Origin of the sequence: Corynebacterium sp. A21, from assembly GCF_052266655.1 — a bacterium.
Lineage (GTDB): Bacteria > Actinomycetota > Actinomycetes > Mycobacteriales > Mycobacteriaceae > Corynebacterium.
On sequence record NZ_JBQPQY010000008.1, the window covers coordinates 104167 to 123097 of the forward strand.

The window sequence follows — 18931 nt, forward strand, 5'->3', positions numbered from 1 at the left end:
CCACATGACTATGCTGACCTCTTTGCTCGACCGTGCCACCGATGCCCTGCGTCCCGCCGCCAGCCCGCTCCGCCCCGGGGTGATCAGGATCGGTGTCGGGGCTTTCTCGGCGGTCAACAACCACCGCCGTCGCGATATTTTCCGGGATCTCCACCGACAGGACCCCAGCCGTTTCCACCCTGTCGGTCCGGTGCGGATTCTGCGCCGGCCGTTGCCACCCCGGCTCGCTGATCTGTTGTTTGAGGCTGCGCAGCTCAGCAACGCCGCCACCACCCTCGGCATCGCCCACCGGGTGAGCGGGCCACTGAACGCGGGACTGCAACTCTGGACCATGAGCTACCGAAATTCCTGGTCGATGGTCTACCACAATGACAATATGCTCCTGCTGCAGCAACTGGTCCTGGGACTGACACCTTCGGCTGATGCCTTGTCCCTCGATGCCCTCCGGCACGAGGGGACTCTGCTCCCGGAGCGCCATGACCGCGCCTACGGTGGAATCCCCACCGCCCTGAATATCGCCGCCTCCGCGGTGTACCTGATCTCCGGAATCGCGAAGGTTCGCAGCCCGCTCGGCTGGAACTGGGCGGGTGGACATACCCTGCGTGAGCAGATCGCCGCGGACGCTGTTCGTAAAGAGGCGTTTGGCGGGGAAGCCCCGGCAGCCGCCGGGGCGCTCTATCGCTCGAATGCCAGCTTCGGTCTACTGGCAGTGACCGCCCTGGTAGTTGAACTCGGGGCGCCACTCTCCTTGACCAACCGTCGTCTCGGACAGGGGTTCGCGCTCGCGGCCTGGGGCATGCATGTGGGTATCCGGTTGATCATGGGCATCAAATTCACCTACAACCTCTCCGGGGTGTCCTACCTGGGTTATTTCCCGCTCGGGGCGCAGTTGGCCACTGCCGTGCGGGTGGCCTCACCCTAGGTCAGCCGGGGTGGCCGGCGGTCGCGGCGTCGATAAGCGAGGGCAAGGATTTGGTTGTTTCGGAGATGGTGCTATAGAGTCACAAACCGAAGTTTGAACCACTCCTTTCGGGGAGTTCAGCTCAAGTTTCACCGAAGACCGTCGGTCATCCGTTAAGGATCGAAGGATTCCAGACCTCTGGAACGGCCCACGCAGGAGACACTTTTCGAGCACTTCCTCTACTCACGTTGAGGTCGATGCGCCCTGTGCTTCTGCACGGGGCTTTCTTGTTTTCTGAAGTGAGCTCCGGCGGATCAGTCGAATATACGTAGAGGAAGGAGGCGAAGTAATGGCAAACCCGAAGAACGAAGCCGGCCTGGCAGAACTGAAGATTCAGTTCGCAGAGTCCGATAGCGTCGTGCTGACCGAGTACCGTGGCCTGACCGTGGCTCAGACCACTGAGCTGCGTCGCGCTCTCGGTGCGGACGTCCAGTACTCCGTCGCCAAGAACACCCTTGTCAAGCTGGCAGCTAAAGATGCCGGCGTCGAGGGCCTTGACGAGCTCCTGACCGGCCCGACCGCCGTCGCCTTCATCAAGGGCGAGGCTGTCGACGCTGCAAAGGCACTCAAGAAGTTCGCCGAAGACAACGACAAGCTCGTTGTCAAGGGCGGCTACCTGGATGGCACTGCACTCAGCGCCGACCAGGTTAAGGCTCTTGCTGACCTTGACAACCGCGAAACCACGCTGGCAAAGCTGGCTGGCGCGATGAAGGGCAACCTGGCAAAGGCCGCTGGCCTGTTCAATGCTCCCGCTTCCCAGGTCGCACGCCTCGCCGTTGCGCTCCAGGAGAAGAAGGACGCTTAAGTCGTACCGCCATCCGGCGATACGCACCCAAGCTTTCACCACATACCCGGTTCTCAATTATTGAGGCCGACAAGGAAAGGACGCCATTATGGCTAAGCTCACCAAGGACGAGCTCATTGAGGCATTCAAGGAAATGACCCTCATCGAGCTTTCTGAGTTCGTCAAGGAGTTCGAAGAGGTCTTCGAGGTCACCGCTGCTGCTCCGGTCGCTGTCGCTGCTGCCGGTGGCGAAGCTGCCGCTGCTGTTGAAGAGCAGACCGAGTTCGACGTCGTCCTCGAGGACGCTGGCGCCAAGAAGATCGGCGTCATCAAGGCTGTCCGCGAGCTCGTCTCCGGCCTGGGCCTGAAGGAAGCCAAGGAGCTCGTTGAGTCCGCTCCGAAGGCAATCATCGAAGGCGCTTCCAAGGAAGACGCTGAGGCTGCCAAGACCAAGCTCGAAGAAGCTGGCGCCAAGGTTACCCTGAAGTAATTCTGCGGTGATCTGATAGATCACTCAGTAACTTCCGAAATCCCGTTTCCACCTGAGGTGGGGGCGGGATTTTGCTATTGCAGGGGGCAGGGGGTTTGACGTGGGCAGGGGCTCAGGGGTTCACCTGGGCTTTGACGGGTAGGTCTCGAGGATCGGGCGAATTGCATATATTCAGAGGGTCATTGGGCTGATCCTCGAGACCTACCCGTCATTCAGCGCTAGCTCTGTGCCGGTAGATCACCGTCGGTGGCTCAGCATATCGGGCGGGTGCCGACTGGAGGAGTGGGGAATCCCGGACCCTCGGTACTCAGCCCCGCTTATCGAGGCAACGAGCGATTCGCTCGCGGACCAGGCCACCGCGCAGGATCTGATTGCCGCAATTTGCCTGGGGGTCTAGGGTGGGGCAGATGAATTTCCCCGTTAAAGCCCTTCAGAAAATCAGCCCCGATTCCCCCTTCCAGGTCAAGCTCATCGAGCGTCGGACACCGCGTGCCGATGACATCGTCATCGACATCAAAGCCGCCGGCATCTGCCACAGTGATATTCACACCATCCGCAATGAGTGGGGGGAAGCGCACTTTCCGCTGACCGTGGGGCACGAGGTCGCCGGTGTGATTGCCGAGGTCGGCGCCGAGGTCACCGCCTTCAAGGTGGGCGACCGCGTCGGCGTGGGCTGCATGGTCAACTCTTGTGGGGAATGCGAGGAATGCCTCGCAGGTGAGGAGCAGGCCTGTCTCGCAGGCAACGTGGGAACCTACAACTCCCTCGACGTCGACGGCACCATCACCCAGGGCGGTTATGCCGAGAAGATCGTGGTCAATGAAAAGTTCCTCTGCCGGATCCCGGAGGAACTCGATTTCGACGTCGCCGCGCCCCTGCTCTGTGCCGGTATCACCACCTACTCACCGCTGGCACGCTGGGACATTAAACCCGGGGACAAGGTGGCGGTGATGGGGCTCGGCGGCCTGGGCCACATGGGGGTACAGATCGCAGCGGCCCGCGGCGCCGAGGTGACCGTGCTCTCCCGTAGTCTGCGCAAGGCTGAGGTGGCTGCGGAACTGGGCGCTGCCCGAACCCTGGCAACCTCGGCGGAGGGATTCTTTGAGGCCCACCGCGGCGAGTTCAACTTCATCCTCAACACCATCAGCGCCGATATCGACGTGGACGCCTACCTGGGTCTGCTCAAGCCGCGGGGTGTGATGGCCGTGGTGGGCCTTCCGCCGGCACAGCAGCCGGTCGGCTTCGGTGCCCTGATCGGTGGTGGCAAGGTGCTCACCGGCTCCAATATCGGTGGTATCCGCGAAACCCAGGAGATGCTGGACTTCTGTGCAGAGCATGGCCTGGCTGCCCGCATCGAGAAGATCGGTGTCACTGAAGTTGATCGAGCCTATGACCGGGTTGTCGCCGGTGATGTGCAATTCCGCTTCGTCATTGACACCGAGACCTTCGCAGATGTGCCGGCTGTCTAGATTAAGGCAGTCAGGGCGGTAGCTGGTGGAGCTGGGAACCTCCGCAGGGTGATCGCCGGCCGGCGGCGCCTGACGGTGGGTGGTGGCCAGCCTGATGTCCGGCTGCGCCTCACCCGTGGCCTTCCGTACGTATTCAGCAGCCTGCGGTAACATCTGTCCCATGCTTCCGAAGTCCCGAATCCTTTCCGTACTCATCCTCGGCCTCGGGGGCGCGTTGGTCGTTGCGGGACTTCTGGCGCCACGTTTCTTCCACGTTGACGGCAGACTTCCGATGGACCTGAAGGAAACCACCTTCAGCATCACCGATGAACAGGCCAGCACTCGACTGATGTCCGACCCCGGGGGACGTGTCCTGGAGTCTCCGGTGACCCGTCAGCTGCACATGGAGATCCAGAATCCCGTGGATGCCGACTCCGCCACGGTGAGGGTGGGTGCCTCCCTGGCCCGGGACAGCCAGCAGTCTGATCTGGACCGGCTGATTACCGCTGAGGTGTGGAACTACCGAATTGACCGGCTCACCGGCGAGGCACAGACTGCGGCCACCGTGACCGATCAGCTGGCCTCCCCGACGAAGGAGGTCGAGATCGACGGCGTGTGGATTAAGTTCCCCTCCGATGCCCAACAGACCACCTATGAGGTTTTCGACCAGACGCTGCGTGATACCTATCCGGCGGTGTTCCAGGAAGAGCTGGAGATGGAGGGGCAGAAGGTCTACCGCTACCGTCAGGAGATCGAGCCGCAGAATGTGGCGCAGCGCTGGAACGGTGTCTTCAACACCACCGATTTCGAGAATGAGGACGGCAGCACTGAGCCGGGCTATCTCTTCCACGAGGCGCAGCGGGATTTCTTCGTGGACCAGAATTCCGGGCTGATAATGGACATCCATGAAACTGTCAATGACTACTACGGCAACGCGGCGGGGGAGCCCCGGGAGACAGTGCTCGAATTCGACGGAAAGATGGCGGCGGAGCAGGTCACCCAGCGGTTGGCGCAGGCAGAAGACGTGCCGGAGAAGGCGACCGCACAGCTCATCCGGTGGATCGTCGTCGGAGTCGGTGGCCTGCTGATACTCCTCGGCCTGGTGGGATCATTCGGGATTTTCGGAAGTCGAGATTCTCGGCGGGACTAGCCAGGTGGTACAGTCCCGAACGGAAACAGGTTCACTTGGCTCACCCCGGGTGAGTAATGTTTGAGTTCGCGTTGTCTCTTTACTTTCAGTCTGATGTGGTATAGGCTGGTTTGTTGCGCTGGACCTCGTCCCCGGTAGCAGAGGAAACCTTGATCACAACGGTTTGCAAAAACCGATTTGACAAGGTGATTTTGTGCTATCTGGGGGCGGCGGCTCCACAGCAGACCGAATGCTAAATTACCAGCGGTTTCGGTGGTTTCAGTCCAGGAGACCACCGTCCGCGTGAGGTGCTGGAAGGACCCATCTTGGCAGTCTCCCGCCAGACCAAGTCAGTGGCCGAAATCCCCGGGGCTCCTAAGCGATTCTCTTTCGCGAAAACTTCGGAGCCCATCGCCGTTCCGGGTCTCCTTGACCTGCAACGTGACTCCTACGCTTGGCTCGTCGGTACGCCCGAGTGGCGTATCCGCAAGCAGGAGGAGCTCGGCCCGGATGCCCGCGTCGCCAGCGGGCTTGAGGATATTCTCGAGGAGTTGTCCCCGATCCAGGACTACTCCGGCAACATGTCTCTTTCGCTGTCCGAGCCCCGTTTCGAACCCGTCAAGTACACCATTGACGAGTGCAAGGACAAGGACATCAACTACTCGGCCCCGCTCTATGTGACGGCTGAGTTCATCAACAACGAAACCCAGGAGATCAAGTCCCAGACTGTCTTCATCGGTGACTTCCCGATGATGACGGAGATGGGTACCTTCATCGTCAACGGAACCGAGCGCGTCGTTGTCTCGCAGCTGGTCCGTTCCCCGGGTGTCTACTTCGATCAGTCGATCGATAAGTCCACCGAGCGTCCGATGCACGCCGTGAAGGTCATCCCTTCCCGCGGTGCATGGCTGGAGTTCGACGTCGATAAGCGCGACACCGTTGGTGTCCGCATCGACCGTAAGCGTCGTCAGCCGGTGACTGTTCTCCTGAAGGCCCTGGGCTGGACCACCGAGCAGATCACTGAGCGCTTCGGCTTCTCTGAGCTGATGATGTCGACTCTGGAGTCCGATGGTGTGGCCAACACCGACGAGGCGCTGCTGGAGATCTACCGCAAGCAGCGTCCGGGCGAGCAGCCGACCCGCGATCTCGCGCAGTCCCTGCTCGACAACTCCTTCTTCCGCCCCAAGCGCTATGACCTGGCGAAGGTGGGCCGCTACAAGGTCAACCGCAAGCTGGGCCTGGGCGGCGACAACGAGGGTCTGCTGACCCTGACCGAAGAGGATATCGCCACCACCCTGGAGTACCTGGTTCGCCTGCACGCCGGCGAGCGCTCCATGGTCTCGCCGACCGGCGAGACGATTCCGGTGGGTGTCGATGACATCGACCACTTCGGTAACCGTCGTCTGCGCACTGTCGGTGAGCTGATCCAGAACCAGGTTCGCCTGGGTCTGACCCGTATGGAGCGTGTCGTGCGCGAGCGCATGACCACCCAGGATGCGGAGTCGATCACCCCGACCTCGCTGATCAACGTCCGTCCGGTTTCTGCAGCTATCCGCGAGTTCTTCGGTACCTCGCAGCTGTCCCAGTTCATGGACCAGAACAACTCGCTGTCGGGTCTGACCCACAAGCGTCGTCTGTCTGCACTGGGACCGGGTGGTCTCTCCCGTGAGCGCGCCGGCATTGAGGTCCGAGACGTGCACCCGTCCCACTACGGACGTATGTGCCCGATCGAGACTCCGGAAGGCCCGAACATTGGCCTGATCGGAAACCTCTCCTCCTACGCCCGGGTGAACGCCTTCGGCTTCATTGAAACCCCCTACCGTCGCGTCGTCGATGGTGCGGTCACCGATCAGGTTGATTACCTGACCGCTGATGAAGAGGACCGCTATGTGGTGGCCGAGGCTAAGACTGCGATCAACGCCGAGGGCAACATCGCCGAGGATATGGTCACCGTCCGCGTGAAGAACGGTGATATCCAGGTCGTTCCCGGCAATGAGATCGACTACATGGATGTTTCGCCGCGTCAGATGGTCTCCATCGGTACCGCGATGATTCCCTTCCTGGAGCACGATGACGCCAACCGTGCCCTCATGGGTGCGAACATGCAGAAGCAGGCTGTGCCGCTGATCCGTGGCGAGGCCCCTTATGTGGGCACCGGCATGGAGCTGCGCGCCGCCTACGATGCTGGCGACCTGGTGATCTCCACCAGGACCGGTGTGGTGGAGAACGTCTCCGCTGACTTCGTCACCATCATGGATGATAACGGCATCCGCGACACTTATATGCTGCGGAAGTTCCAGCGCACCAACCAGGGCACCAGCTACAACCAGAAGCCTCTGGTCAGCCTCGGCGATCGTGTCGAGGCCGGCCAGGTTCTGGCCGATGGTCCCGGCACCCTCAACGGTGAGATGTCCCTGGGCCGCAACCTTCTGGTTGCGTTCATGCCTTGGGAAGGTCACAACTACGAGGATGCGATCATCCTCAACCAGAAGATCGTGGAGGATGATATCCTCACCTCGATCCACATCGAGGAGCACGAGATCGATGCCCGCGACACCAAGCTCGGTGCCGAGGAAATCACTCGTGAGATCCCGAATGTCTCTGAGGACGTGCTGCGCGATCTCGACGACCGCGGCATCATCCGCATCGGCGCTGACGTCCGCGATGGCGACATCCTGGTCGGTAAGGTCACCCCGAAGGGTGAGACCGAGCTGACTCCGGAAGAGCGACTGCTGCGTGCCATCTTCGGTGAGAAGGCCCGCGAAGTGCGCGATACCTCCATGCGTGTGCCGCACGGCGAGACCGGCAAGGTCATCGGCGTGCGACGTTTCTCTCGCGAGGACGATGATGATCTGGCGCCTGGCGTCAATGAGATGATCCGGGTTTATGTCGCACAGAAGCGCAAGATCCAGGATGGTGACAAGCTTGCTGGCCGCCACGGCAATAAGGGCGTCGTCGGTAAGATCCTGGCTCCTGAGGACATGCCCTTCATGCCTGACGGCACCCCGGTCGACATGATACTGAACACCCACGGCGTGCCGCGTCGTATGAACATCGGTCAGGTCCTGGAGATCCACCTCGGCTGGCTCGCCGCTTCGGGTTGGAAGGTTGACCCGGCAGATCCCAAGAACGCCGAACTCATTGAGACTCTCCCTGAGAATCTCTATGAGGTTCCGCCGGAGTCCTTGACCTCCACCCCGGTATTCGATGGTGCTTCCAACAAGGAGCTGGCTGGCTTGCTGGCCAACTCCCTCCCGAACCGCGACGGTGACGTCATGGTTGATGAGGACGGAAAGACCACGCTGATCGACGGTCGCTCCGGTGAGCCCTTCCCGTACCCGGTTTCAGTGGGTTACATGTACATGCTGAAGCTGCACCACCTGGTTGACGAGAAGATTCACGCTCGTTCCACCGGCCCGTACTCCATGATCACCCAGCAGCCGCTGGGCGGTAAGGCACAATTCGGTGGACAGCGCTTCGGTGAGATGGAGGTGTGGGCGATGCAGGCATACGGCGCCGCCTACACCCTGCAGGAGCTGCTGACCATCAAGTCGGATGACGTGGTGGGCCGCGTGAAGGTCTACGAGGCCATCGTCAAGGGAGAGAACATCCCGGATCCGGGTATTCCGGAGTCCTTCAAGGTTCTCCTCAAGGAGCTGCAGTCCCTGTGCCTGAACGTGGAGGTTCTCTCCGCTGACGGCACTCCGATGGAACTGTCCGGCACCGATGATGATGAACTCGATCAGGCTGGCGCCTCCTTGGGCATCAACTTGTCTCGCGATGAGCGTTCCGACGCGGACATCGCATAACCGCCACAAGGGCACCCCGGTTCGCGGCCTGGGGGAGTAGTCCGGATTCACTTCGGTCAGCTTCCCCACACCGCGAGCGCATAACCACCGTTATTTCTTAAACGCCATCAATCTCCCGGGGTCCCGGGAGGAAAGGGAGTTACGTGCTCGACGTCAACTTCTTCGACGAGCTCCGCATCGGACTCGCTACCGCCGACGACATTCGTCGTTGGTCAAAGGGCGAGGTCAAGAAGCCGGAGACCATCAACTACCGTACCCTCAAGCCTGAGAAGGACGGCCTCTTCTGCGAGCGCATCTTCGGCCCCACCCGTGACTGGGAGTGCGCCTGCGGTAAGTACAAGCGCGTCCGTTACAAGGGCATCATCTGTGAGCGCTGTGGCGTTGAGGTGACCAAGTCCAAGGTGCGTCGTGAGCGCATGGGCCACATTGAGCTCGCCGCTCCGGTCACCCACATCTGGTACTTCAAGGGTGTCCCGTCCCGTCTGGGCTACCTGCTGGATCTTGCTCCGAAGGACCTGGAGCGCATCATCTACTTCGCCGCCAACATCATCACCGGTGTTGACGACGAAGCACGCCATAACGACCAGACCACTCTGGAAGCTGAAATGCTGCTGGAGAAGAAGGACGTTGAGGCTGAGGCAGAGTCCGATATCGCTGAGCGCGCCCAGAAGCTCGAGGAAGATCTCGCAGAGCTCGAGGCCGCCGGCGCCAAGGCAGATGCCCGTCGCAAGGTGCAGAACGCCGCGGACAAGGAGATGCAGCACATCCGCGAGCGCTCTGAGCGCGAGATTGAGCGTCTCGAGGAGATCTGGCAGACCTTCATCAAGCTGGCTTCGAAGCAGATGATCATCGATGAGAACCTGTACTCCGAGCTGATCGACCGCTACGAGGACTACTTCACCGGTGGCATGGGCGCTGGGGCTATCCAGACCCTGATTCGCAACTTCGACCTCGACGTCGAGGCTGAGATACTGCGTGATGTCATCGCCAACGGCAAGGGCCAGAAGAAGATGCGTGCCCTCAAGCGCCTGAAGGTCGTCGCGGCCTTCCAGCGCTCGGGCAATGACCCGGCCGGTATGGTCCTGGACTGCATCCCGGTGATCCCGCCGGAGCTGCGTCCGATGGTTCAGCTCGACGGTGGCCGTTTCGCCACCTCCGACCTGAACGACCTCTACCGTCGCGTGATTAACCGCAACAACCGCCTCAAGCGCATGATCGACCTCGGTGCCCCCGAGATCATCGTGAACAACGAGAAGCGCATGCTGCAGGAGTCCGTGGACGCCCTGTTCGACAATGGTCGTCGTGGCCGTCCGGTCACCGGACCGGGTAACCGCCCGTTGAAGTCGCTGTCTGACCTCCTCAAGGGCAAGCAGGGTCGATTCCGTCAGAACCTGCTGGGTAAGCGTGTTGACTACTCCGGCCGTTCGGTGATCATCGTCGGTCCGCAGCTGCGGCTGCACGAGTGTGGTCTGCCGAAGCTGATGGCGCTGGAGCTGTTCAAGCCCTTCGTCATGAAGCGTCTGGTGGAGAACGACTACGCGCAAAACATCAAGTCCGCCAAGCGGATGGTCGAGCGCCAGCGTCCCGAGGTCTGGGACGTGCTCGAGGAGGCCATCTCCGAGCACCCGGTGATGCTGAACCGTGCACCTACCCTGCACCGCCTGGGTATCCAGGCCTTCGAGCCCGTGCTCGTCGAGGGTAAGGCTATTCAGCTGCACCCGCTCGCCTGTGAAGCCTTCAACGCTGACTTCGACGGTGACCAGATGGCAGTTCACCTGCCGCTGTCCGCTGAAGCCCAGGCCGAGGCCCGCATCCTGATGCTCGCCTCGAACAATATCCTTTCCCCGGCGTCCGGTAAGCCGCTGGCGATGCCGCGTCTGGACATGGTCACTGGTCTGTACTTCCTGACCATGGACAAGAATGAGACCGAGCTCGGTGGCGCAGGACGTTTCCGTCCGGCCGACGAGAACGGTCCGGCACAGGGCGTGTACTCCACCGTCGCCGAGGCCATCATGGCTCGCGATCTTGGTGTGCTGGGTCTGCAGGCTCCGATCCAGGTGCGTATCTCGCACCTGCGTCCGCCGGCGGATATCGAGGATTCGATGTTCCCGGATGGTTGGCAGCAGGGTCAGACCTGGACCGCCGCCACCACCCTGGGCCGTGTCATGTTCAACGAGCTGCTGCCGTGGAACTACCCGTACCTTGAGGGCGTCATGGTCCGTAAGGGTGGCGGCGAAGACAAGATCCTGCTCGGTGACGTGATCAATGATCTCGCCGCCAAGTACCCGATGATCACGGTCGCGCAGACCATGGACAAGATGAAGGACTCCGGTTTCTACTGGGCAACCCGTTCCGGTGTCACCATCTCCATGTCTGACGTTCTGGTCCTCCCGAACAAGGATGAGATCCTCGACCGCTATGAGGCCGAGGCCCAGGAGATCGAGCACAAGTACTGGGTCAAGGGTGCGCTCACCGAGCGTGACCGTTATGACCGTCTCGTGGAACTGTGGAAGGACGCCACCGACACCGTCGGTCAGGCCGTCGAGAACCTGTACCCGGATGACAACCCGATTCCGATGATCGTGAAGTCCGGCGCCGCCGGTAACATGCGTCAGATCTGGACCCTGGCCGGCATGAAGGGCATGGTCGTGAACTCCCGTGGTGAGTACATCACCCGACCGATCAAGACCTCCTTCCGTGAAGGCCTGTCGGTGCTGGAGTACTTCAATAACTCCCACGGTTCCCGTAAGGGCCTGGCCGATACCGCTCTGCGTACCGCTGACTCGGGTTACCTGACCCGTCGTCTGGTGGACGTGGCGCAGGACGTCATCGTCCGCGAGGATGACTGCAACACCCGTCAGGGTGTGCGCGTCCCGGTGGCAGAGGCACGTCGCGACGCCACCGGTGCGGTATCCGGATACGTCCGCCACAGCCTGGTGGAGACCTCGATCTCCGGTCGTGTGCTGGCCACCGATGCCAAGAACTCCGAGGGTGAGGTTATCCTCCCGCAGGGTTCCGATCTCAACGAGCTCAACATTGACCTCCTCGTGGAGGCCGGTGTGGGCGAGGCTAAGGTCCGCTCCGTGCTGACCTGCCAGACCCCGACCGGTGTCTGTGCCAAGTGCTACGGCAAGTCCATGGCCTCCGGCCAGCTGGTCGACATCGGTGAGGCTGTCGGCATCGTCGCCGCGCAGTCCATTGGTGAGCCGGGTACCCAGCTGACCATGCGTACCTTCCACCAGGGTGGTGTCGGTGGCGATATCACCGGCGGTCTGCCGCGTGTCCAGGAGCTCTTCGAGGCCCGTGTTCCCAAGAACCGTGCCCCGATCGCTTCGGTCGCCGGTACCGTTCACCTGGAGGATGACGGCAACTTCTGGACCCTCACCGTTACCCCGGATGATGGTTCTGACGATGTCATCTTCGAGAAGCTCTCGAAGCGTCAGGGCCTGGCCCAGGTGCGTCGTCCCATGGATTCCAACCCGGGTGCCATGATTGAGCGCACCATTGTCGAGAACGATCACGTTGAGGTGGGCGACCGCCTGCTGCGTGGTCCGGCTGACCCGCATGACGTGCTCGAGGTTCTCGGCCGTCGTGGCGTGGAGCAGCACCTGATCGACGAGGTGCAGGCTGTTTACCGCGCCCAGGGTGTGGCCATCCACGATAAGCACATCGAGATCATCATCCGTCAGATGCTGCGTCGCGGTACCGTCATCGACTCCGGTTCGACCGAGTTCCTGCCGGGTACCCTGGTGGATCTCTCGGAGGCGAAGGTGGCTAACTCTGAGATGCTGGCCGCTGGCGGTCAGCCGGCAGAGCTGCGTTCCGAGATCATGGGTATCACCAAGGCCTCACTCGCAACTGAGTCCTGGCTGTCGGCGGCCTCCTTCCAGGAGACCACCCGTGTGCTCACCGACGCTGCCATCAACAAGCGTTCGGATAAGCTGATCGGCCTCAAGGAGAACGTGATCATCGGTAAGTTGATCCCGGCTGGTACCGGTATCTCCCGTTACCGCAACATCTCCGTGAAGCCGACCGAGGCTGCCCGTAACGCCGCCTACTCGATCCCGACCTACGGTGATTCGATCTACGGCGACGATGGCTACGGCGAGTTCACCGGCCCCTCGGTGCCGCTGGACGAGGCTTACTAAGCTCGCCCGAGTTCCACGCTGAAAGCCCCTGCCACCTTCCCTCGGGAAGGTGGCAGGGGCTTCGGCGTTCCCGGCTGCTTATCGACGTCGCGGGGGTCGTCGATAAGCGGCGGAGAACTACTCCCCGCGGGGCTTGGTGATCACGCCGATCCCACCCATCAGCGCGAAGCCGGTGACCCGGACGACCGGGGCATCCGGCGGAAGATCGGCCGGGCGGATCGTGGCCTTCTTATCTATGGCAGCATCGAAACCGCCCATCAGCGCAAAGCCGTCACAGATCACCCGGACGCCCTCGGGAACGGTGATACCGATGCCGCCCATCAGTGCGAAGGCCCTGATCTCGATCTCACCGGACTCGAAGCGGGCCTCCCGCAGATCGATATCATTGCCACCCATCACCGTGATGGTGGTGTGGATCCGGGGCACCAGCCAATCACCGTTGCGCACGGCACCACCCATGACGGATGCGCTCAATCCCGAACCCGTGCTCTCACCGGTGATCCGGCTGCGCACCAGATCCACCGCCTGTCGGGGGCTGAGAAGGCCACGGACGGGGGAGGGGGAACCGGCCGGTGAGTGGCCCTCAAAAGGCGCCGGTATGGCGGCGGTGGGGTAGGCCGGCTTGGGGGGTTTCAGTCCGGCCAGGACCTGCGGATCATCGTGGACATCGGCGACCAGGGGAATCAATTCGTCCCGGTAACGGCAGGCCCAGGCTGCGGTGGAACGCTCGTCGAACTCCGCGAAATCGAGCTGGCCCCGGCCCAAAGCTGCGGACAGTTCGTTGGTCACCCGCTGGCGATCCTCATCGGAGGCAAGTTTCCGGATGGGTTGGGAGGGCTCCACTGGGCCAGAAATGTCAGTCATATCACTCATGCTATCGGGCGGCGGGAGCCGTTGGGAGGGGGGAAACCCTGATTTTCGGGGGTGTGGGGGTGTTTGGGAGGCGCATTCGGTAGAACCAGGAATTTTGGTGTATGGCTATGGCTGCTGTACTCTGACAAAACAGTCCCACGTCTCAATGGTGGGAGCCTGAATTTTCCCCGGTAGGCCAGCGAGAGCGGCTGACTGGGTTTCGCGCGTTCTACTGGAAGTCATTTTTCCAGGACGTGCGCAGGCGAACAGAGAATCTTCAAGCTCGGTCGGCAATCCCGGCCGGATTGCCGATCTATCAGAAGAAAGCATGGTTCATGCCAACTATTCAGCAGCTGGTCCGTAAGGGCCGCCACGATAAGAGCCAGAAGACCGCTACCGCGGCACTGAAGGGCTCCCCGCAGCGTCGCGGCGTGTGCACCCGTGTGTACACCACGACCCCGAAGAAGCCGAACTCCGCACTGCGTAAGGTCGCCCGTGTGAAGCTCACCACCGGCATTGAGGTCTCCGCCTACATTCCGGGTGAAGGCCACAACCTGCAGGAGCACTCCATGGTGCTCGTCCGCGGTGGTCGTGTGAAGGACCTCCCGGGTGTCCGTTACAAGATCGTTCGTGGCTCCCTCGACACCCAGGGTGTCAAGGACCGCAAGCAGGCCCGTTCCCGCTACGGCGCCAAGAAGGGACAGTAATCAATGCGTAAGAATGCAGCTCCGAAGCGTCCCGTTGTCAAGGACCCGGTATACGAATCCGAACTGGTCACCCAGCTCGTGAACAAGGTCCTTCAGGACGGCAAGAAGTCCACCGCCGAGCGCATCGTCTACGGTGCCCTCGAGATCTGCCGCGAGAAGACCGGCATCGAGCCGGTCGGTACCCTCGAGAAGGCTCTGGGCAACATCCGCCCGGACCTCGAGGTCCGCTCCCGCCGCGTTGGTGGCGCCACCTACCAGGTGCCGATTGAGGTCCGTCCGGGCCGCTCCAACACCCTGGCACTGCGCTGGATGGTCACCTACACCCGCGCCCGTCGTGAGAACACCATGATTGAGCGTCTCGCTAACGAGATCATGGATGCCTCCAACGGTCTCGGCGCTTCCGTGAAGCGTCGCGAGGACACCCACAAGATGGCTGAGGCCAACCGCGCCTTCGCCCACTACCGCTGGTAGTCAATCGCATGCCTGTGACCCTACCTCTCCTCCCGCTCCCCGCAGCGACGCCGGCTTTGTGGCAGTCTGCTGTAGGGATTGGGAAGGCAGTGGTTGGGTCATTGTGCTTTCTGGGAGTCACGCTCTAGTTCAGTGTGACATTCCCGATAGTGCGAGAAGCCACAGATAGGCTAAGGTCAGACCGGAAATATTGGTTCTGGTACTGCCTTATGGACAGATCAGTGGCAAAATTGAACGAGAACTATCCGTCGTCGGCGTTCATGGTCCAGCCATGAACTCCCATTAACCATTAAGTTGGGGTATGACTGTGGCACAAGAAGTGCTTTCCGACCTGACCAAGGTCCGCAACATCGGCATCATGGCACACATCGATGCCGGTAAAACCACTACCACCGAGCGCATCCTGTTCTACACGGGTATCAACCGCAAGGTCGGCGAGACCCACGACGGTGCCTCCACCACCGACTGGATGGAGCAGGAGAAGGAGCGTGGCATCACGATCACCTCCGCTGCGGTCACTTGTTTCTGGGACAACAACCAGATCAACATCATCGATACCCCCGGTCACGTTGACTTCACCGTCGAGGTTGAGCGTTCCCTGCGTGTGCTCGATGGCGCGGTCGCCGTCTTCGACGGCAAGGAGGGCGTTGAGCCCCAGTCCGAGCAGGTCTGGCGTCAGGCTGCCAAGTACGATGTGCCGCGTATCTGCTTCATCAACAAGATGGACAAGCTCGGTGCTGATTTCTACTACACCGTCAGCACCATCATCGATCGTCTCGGCGCCAAGCCGTTGGTCATGCAGCTGCCGATCGGCGCTGAGGATGACTTCGAGGGCGTCATCGACCTTCTCGAAATGAAGGCCCTGACCTGGCGCGGCAAGACCGAGATCGGTACCGAGGCAACCGTCGAGGAGATCCCGGCTGAGCTCCTGGACAAGGCCAAGGAGTATCGCGAGAAGATGCTCGAGACCGTTGCTGAGTCCGATGACGAACTGATGGAAAAGTTCTTCGGTGGCGAAGAGCTGAGCATCCCGGAGATCAAGGGCGCCATCCGCAAGATGGTCGTCAACTCCGAGATCTACCCGGTCTTCTGTGGCACCGCCTACAAGAACAAGGGTATTCAGCCCCTGCTCAACGCCGTCATTGATTTCCTGCCGAACCCGCTGGACATCGGCGAAGTTCACGGTGTTGACGTCAAGGACGAGACCAAGGACCTGGTTCGTAAGCCGGCCGACTCCGAGCCGCTCTCCGCGCTGGCCTTCAAGATCGCGGCGCACCCCTTCTTCGGCAAGCTGACCTTCGTTCGCATGTACTCCGGCATGGTTGTGCCGGGCGACCAGGTGCTGAACTCCACCAAGGGCAAGAAGGAGCGCATCGGCAAGCTCTTCCAGATGCACGCCAACAAGGAGAACCCGGTTGACGTTGCTCACGCCGGTAACATCTACGCGTTCATCGGGCTGAAGGACACCACCACCGGTGACACCCTCTGCGATTCCGCTAACCCGATCATCCTGGAGTCCATGGACTTCCCGGATCCGGTGATCCAGGTGGCTATTGAGCCCAAGACCAAGTCTGACCAGGAGAAGCTGGGTCTCGCGATCCAGAAGCTCTCGGAAGAGGACCCGACCTTCACCGTCCACCTGGACGAGGAGTCCGGCCAGACCGTCATCGGCGGCATGGGCGAGCTGCACCTCGACGTGCTGGTCGACCGGATGCGTCGTGAGTACAAGGTCGAGGCCAACATCGGTGACCCGCAGGTGGCTTACCGTGAGACCATCCGTAAGGCCGTTGAGAAGGTCGACTACACCCACAAGAAGCAGACCGGTGGTTCAGGTCAGTTTGCTAAGGTGATCCTCTCCTTCGAGCCCTACTCCCCGGAGGCTGACGAGCTGGAGGAAGGCGAGTCTGCCACCTACAAGTTCGTGAACGCCGTCACCGGTGGCCGTATTCCGCGTGAGTACATCCCCTCCGTTGACGCTGGTATCCAGGACGCCATGCAGTACGGCTTCCTTGCCGGCTTCCCGCTGGTTAACGTCAAGGCCACCCTGCTTGATGGTGCCTACCACGACGTTGACTCCTCGGAAATGGCCTTCAAGGTCGCTGGTTCCCAGGCGCTGAAGGAAGGCGTTGCCAAGGCAAAGCCGGTCCTGCTTGAGCCGCTCATGGCCGTCGAGGTCACCACCCCGGAGGATTACATGGGTGAGGTCATCGGCGACCTCAACTCCCGCCGTGGCCAGGTCAACGCAATGGAAGACCGCGCTGGCGCCAAGATCGTCAAGGCTAAGGTTCCGCTGTCCGAGATGTTCGGCTATGTCGGTGACCTGCGTTCCAAGACCCAGGGTCGTGCAAACTACTCCATGGTCTTCGACTCCTACGCTGAGGTTCCGGCTTCTGTCTCCGCAGAGATCATCGCGGAGCGCACCGGCGCCTAAGGGTTGTCGAACCCCCGCCCCTGTCTCCGGTAAGTTGTGCCAGAGTCGGAGACAAGGGCAGCCTGGGGGTAGCGGCCTACTGAGGAATCACCACAGATTGGTGAGTCCTGAGTCGGCCGTTACCCTCCGGTATTCCCGGATTCTCGCGGGTAGATCGAAGACTGCGGACGGTGTTCGCGGTTTGAAAATTTGCCGGCATAAATCTAGGATCATGTAACTGGCACATTTTAAAATTGTCATGACGGTTGTTCACGCTAGTGGGCAGCAGAATTGGCACCATCACACCACGTGGCTGCGAAAGTCGTAGCCACCATGAAGTCCAGGAGGACATACAGTGGCAAAGGCGAAGTTCGAGCGTACCAAGCCCCACGTTAACATCGGTACCATTGGTCACGTTGACCACGGCAAGACCACCACCACCGCGGCCATCACCAAGGTTCTGGCTGACGCTTTCCCGGACCTCAACGAGTCCTTCGCCTACGACGCCATCGATAAGGCGCCGGAGGAGCGGGAGCGTGGCATCACGATCAACATCTCTCACGTCGAGTACCAGACCGAGAAGCGCCACTACGCACACGTTGACGCCCCGGGCCACGCCGACTACATCAAGAACATGATCACCGGTGCTGCTCAGATGGACGGCGCAATCCTCGTGGTTGCCGCTACCGATGGCCCGATGCCGCAGACCCGCGAGCACGTGCTGCTGGCTCGCCAGGTTGGCGTTCCTTACATCCTCGTTGCCCTGAACAAGTGCGACATGGTTGACGATGAGGAAATCATCGAGCTCGTGGAGATGGAGGTTCGTGAGCTGCTCGCAGAGCAGGATTACGACGAAGATGCTCCGATCATCCACATTTCCGCTCTGGGCGCCCTGAACGGCGAAGAGAAGTGGACCAACGCCATCCTGGAGCTCATGCAGGCTTGCGATGATTCCGTTCCGGACCCCATTCGCGAGATGGACAAGCCCTTCCTGATGCCCGTCGAGGACATCTTCACCATCACCGGCCGCGGCACCGTCGTTACCGGCCGTGTCGAGCGTGGCTCCCTCAAGGTGAACGAGGATGTCGAGATCATCGGCATCAAGGAGAAGGCCACCACCACCACCGTCACCGGTATCGAGATGTTCCGTAAGCTTCTCGACTACACCGAGGCCGGCGACAACTGTGGTCTGCTGCTTCGCGGCATCAAGCGCGAGGACATCGAGCGCGGCCAGGTCATCATCAAGCCGGGCGCTTACACCCCGCACACCGAGTTCGAGGGTTCCGTCTACGTCCTGTCCAAGGACGAGGGCGGCCGCCACACCCCGTTCTTCGATAACTACCGCCCGCAGTTCTACTTCCGCACCACCGACGTCACCGGCGTCGTGAAGCTGCCGGAGGGCACCGAGATGGTCATGCCCGGCGATAACGTCGACATGTCCGTCACCCTGATCCAGCCGGTCGCCATGGATGAGGGCCTGCGCTTCGCTATCCGCGAAGGCTCCCGCACCGTCGGCGCTGGCCGCGTCACCAAGATCACCAAGTAATTTGATGATCTAACCGTCAGAGCTCAGCTAGTCTGACAGCCTGAAGCGGGCCCGGAGGAACTTTCCTCCGGGCCCGCTTTTGTTTGCTTGAGGGGTTCGGGGAGTTCGGGGGATTCTGGGGGGTCTAGGGGTTCAGGGGTCAGGGGTCCACCTGGGGTTTGACGTTTAGGTCTCGA

General features: G+C 61.2%; 12 protein-coding genes. 11 read left to right on the forward strand and 1 reads right to left on the reverse strand.

The window, feature by feature from the left end:
- Positions 1-4: 4 nt before the first annotated feature.
- The 7 genes from ACTU46_RS11935 (at position 5) to ACTU46_RS11965 (ending at position 12769) form a co-directional block, all read left to right on the forward strand.
- Positions 5-922: a hypothetical protein gene (locus ACTU46_RS11935; RefSeq protein ID WP_443381958.1), complete on the forward strand. Its 918-nt coding sequence runs from the start codon at positions 5-7 to the stop codon at positions 920-922.
- Between the two features lie 328 nt (positions 923-1250).
- A complete protein-coding gene (gene rplJ, locus ACTU46_RS11940; protein WP_443381960.1) occupies positions 1251-1766 on the forward strand; it encodes a 50S ribosomal protein L10 in 516 nt (171 codons plus the stop codon).
- A gap of 88 nt (positions 1767-1854) precedes the next feature.
- Positions 1855-2235 (forward strand): 50S ribosomal protein L7/L12, encoded by a 381-nt coding sequence (gene rplL / locus ACTU46_RS11945; protein WP_443381962.1) that lies wholly within the window; start codon positions 1855-1857, stop codon positions 2233-2235.
- A 407-nt stretch (positions 2236-2642) separates the two neighbouring features.
- Positions 2643-3704: an NAD(P)-dependent alcohol dehydrogenase gene (locus ACTU46_RS11950; RefSeq protein ID WP_443381964.1), complete on the forward strand. Its 1062-nt coding sequence runs from the start codon at positions 2643-2645 to the stop codon at positions 3702-3704.
- A gap of 160 nt (positions 3705-3864) precedes the next feature.
- Complete coding sequence (locus ACTU46_RS11955; RefSeq protein ID WP_443381966.1) at positions 3865-4833, forward strand: DUF3068 domain-containing protein; 969 nt, start codon at positions 3865-3867, stop codon at positions 4831-4833.
- Positions 4834-5120: 287 nt separating this feature from the next.
- Positions 5121-8621, forward strand: a complete 3501-nt coding sequence (rpoB, locus tag ACTU46_RS11960; protein ID WP_443381968.1) for a DNA-directed RNA polymerase subunit beta — start codon at positions 5121-5123, stop codon at positions 8619-8621.
- 143 nt (positions 8622-8764) lie between these two features.
- On the forward strand, positions 8765-12769 hold the full coding sequence (locus ACTU46_RS11965) for a DNA-directed RNA polymerase subunit beta' (protein WP_443381970.1): 4005 nt from the start codon (positions 8765-8767) through the stop codon (positions 12767-12769).
- Positions 12770-12886: 117 nt separating this feature from the next.
- On the opposite strand, the gene ACTU46_RS11970 is transcribed toward ACTU46_RS11965, so the two are convergent.
- A complete protein-coding gene (locus tag ACTU46_RS11970; protein WP_443381972.1) occupies positions 12887-13633 on the reverse strand; it encodes a DUF1707 SHOCT-like domain-containing protein in 747 nt (248 codons plus the stop codon).
- 323 nt (positions 13634-13956) lie between these two features.
- Between ACTU46_RS11970 and rpsL the strand changes: the two genes are divergently transcribed.
- From rpsL to tuf, 4 genes are all read left to right on the forward strand, one after another.
- A complete protein-coding gene (gene rpsL, locus ACTU46_RS11975; RefSeq protein WP_443381973.1) occupies positions 13957-14328 on the forward strand; it encodes a 30S ribosomal protein S12 in 372 nt (123 codons plus the stop codon).
- Between the two features lie 3 nt (positions 14329-14331).
- Positions 14332-14799, forward strand: a complete 468-nt coding sequence (rpsG, locus tag ACTU46_RS11980; protein ID WP_443381975.1) for a 30S ribosomal protein S7 — start codon at positions 14332-14334, stop codon at positions 14797-14799.
- Between the two features lie 307 nt (positions 14800-15106).
- Entirely contained in the window at positions 15107-17230 is a 2124-nt protein-coding gene (gene fusA / locus ACTU46_RS11985; RefSeq protein ID WP_443381987.1) for an elongation factor G, read from the forward strand.
- A 334-nt stretch (positions 17231-17564) separates the two neighbouring features.
- Positions 17565-18755: an elongation factor Tu gene (gene tuf, locus ACTU46_RS11990; protein WP_443381977.1), complete on the forward strand. Its 1191-nt coding sequence runs from the start codon at positions 17565-17567 to the stop codon at positions 18753-18755.
- The last annotated feature ends 176 nt before the right edge of the window (positions 18756-18931 follow it).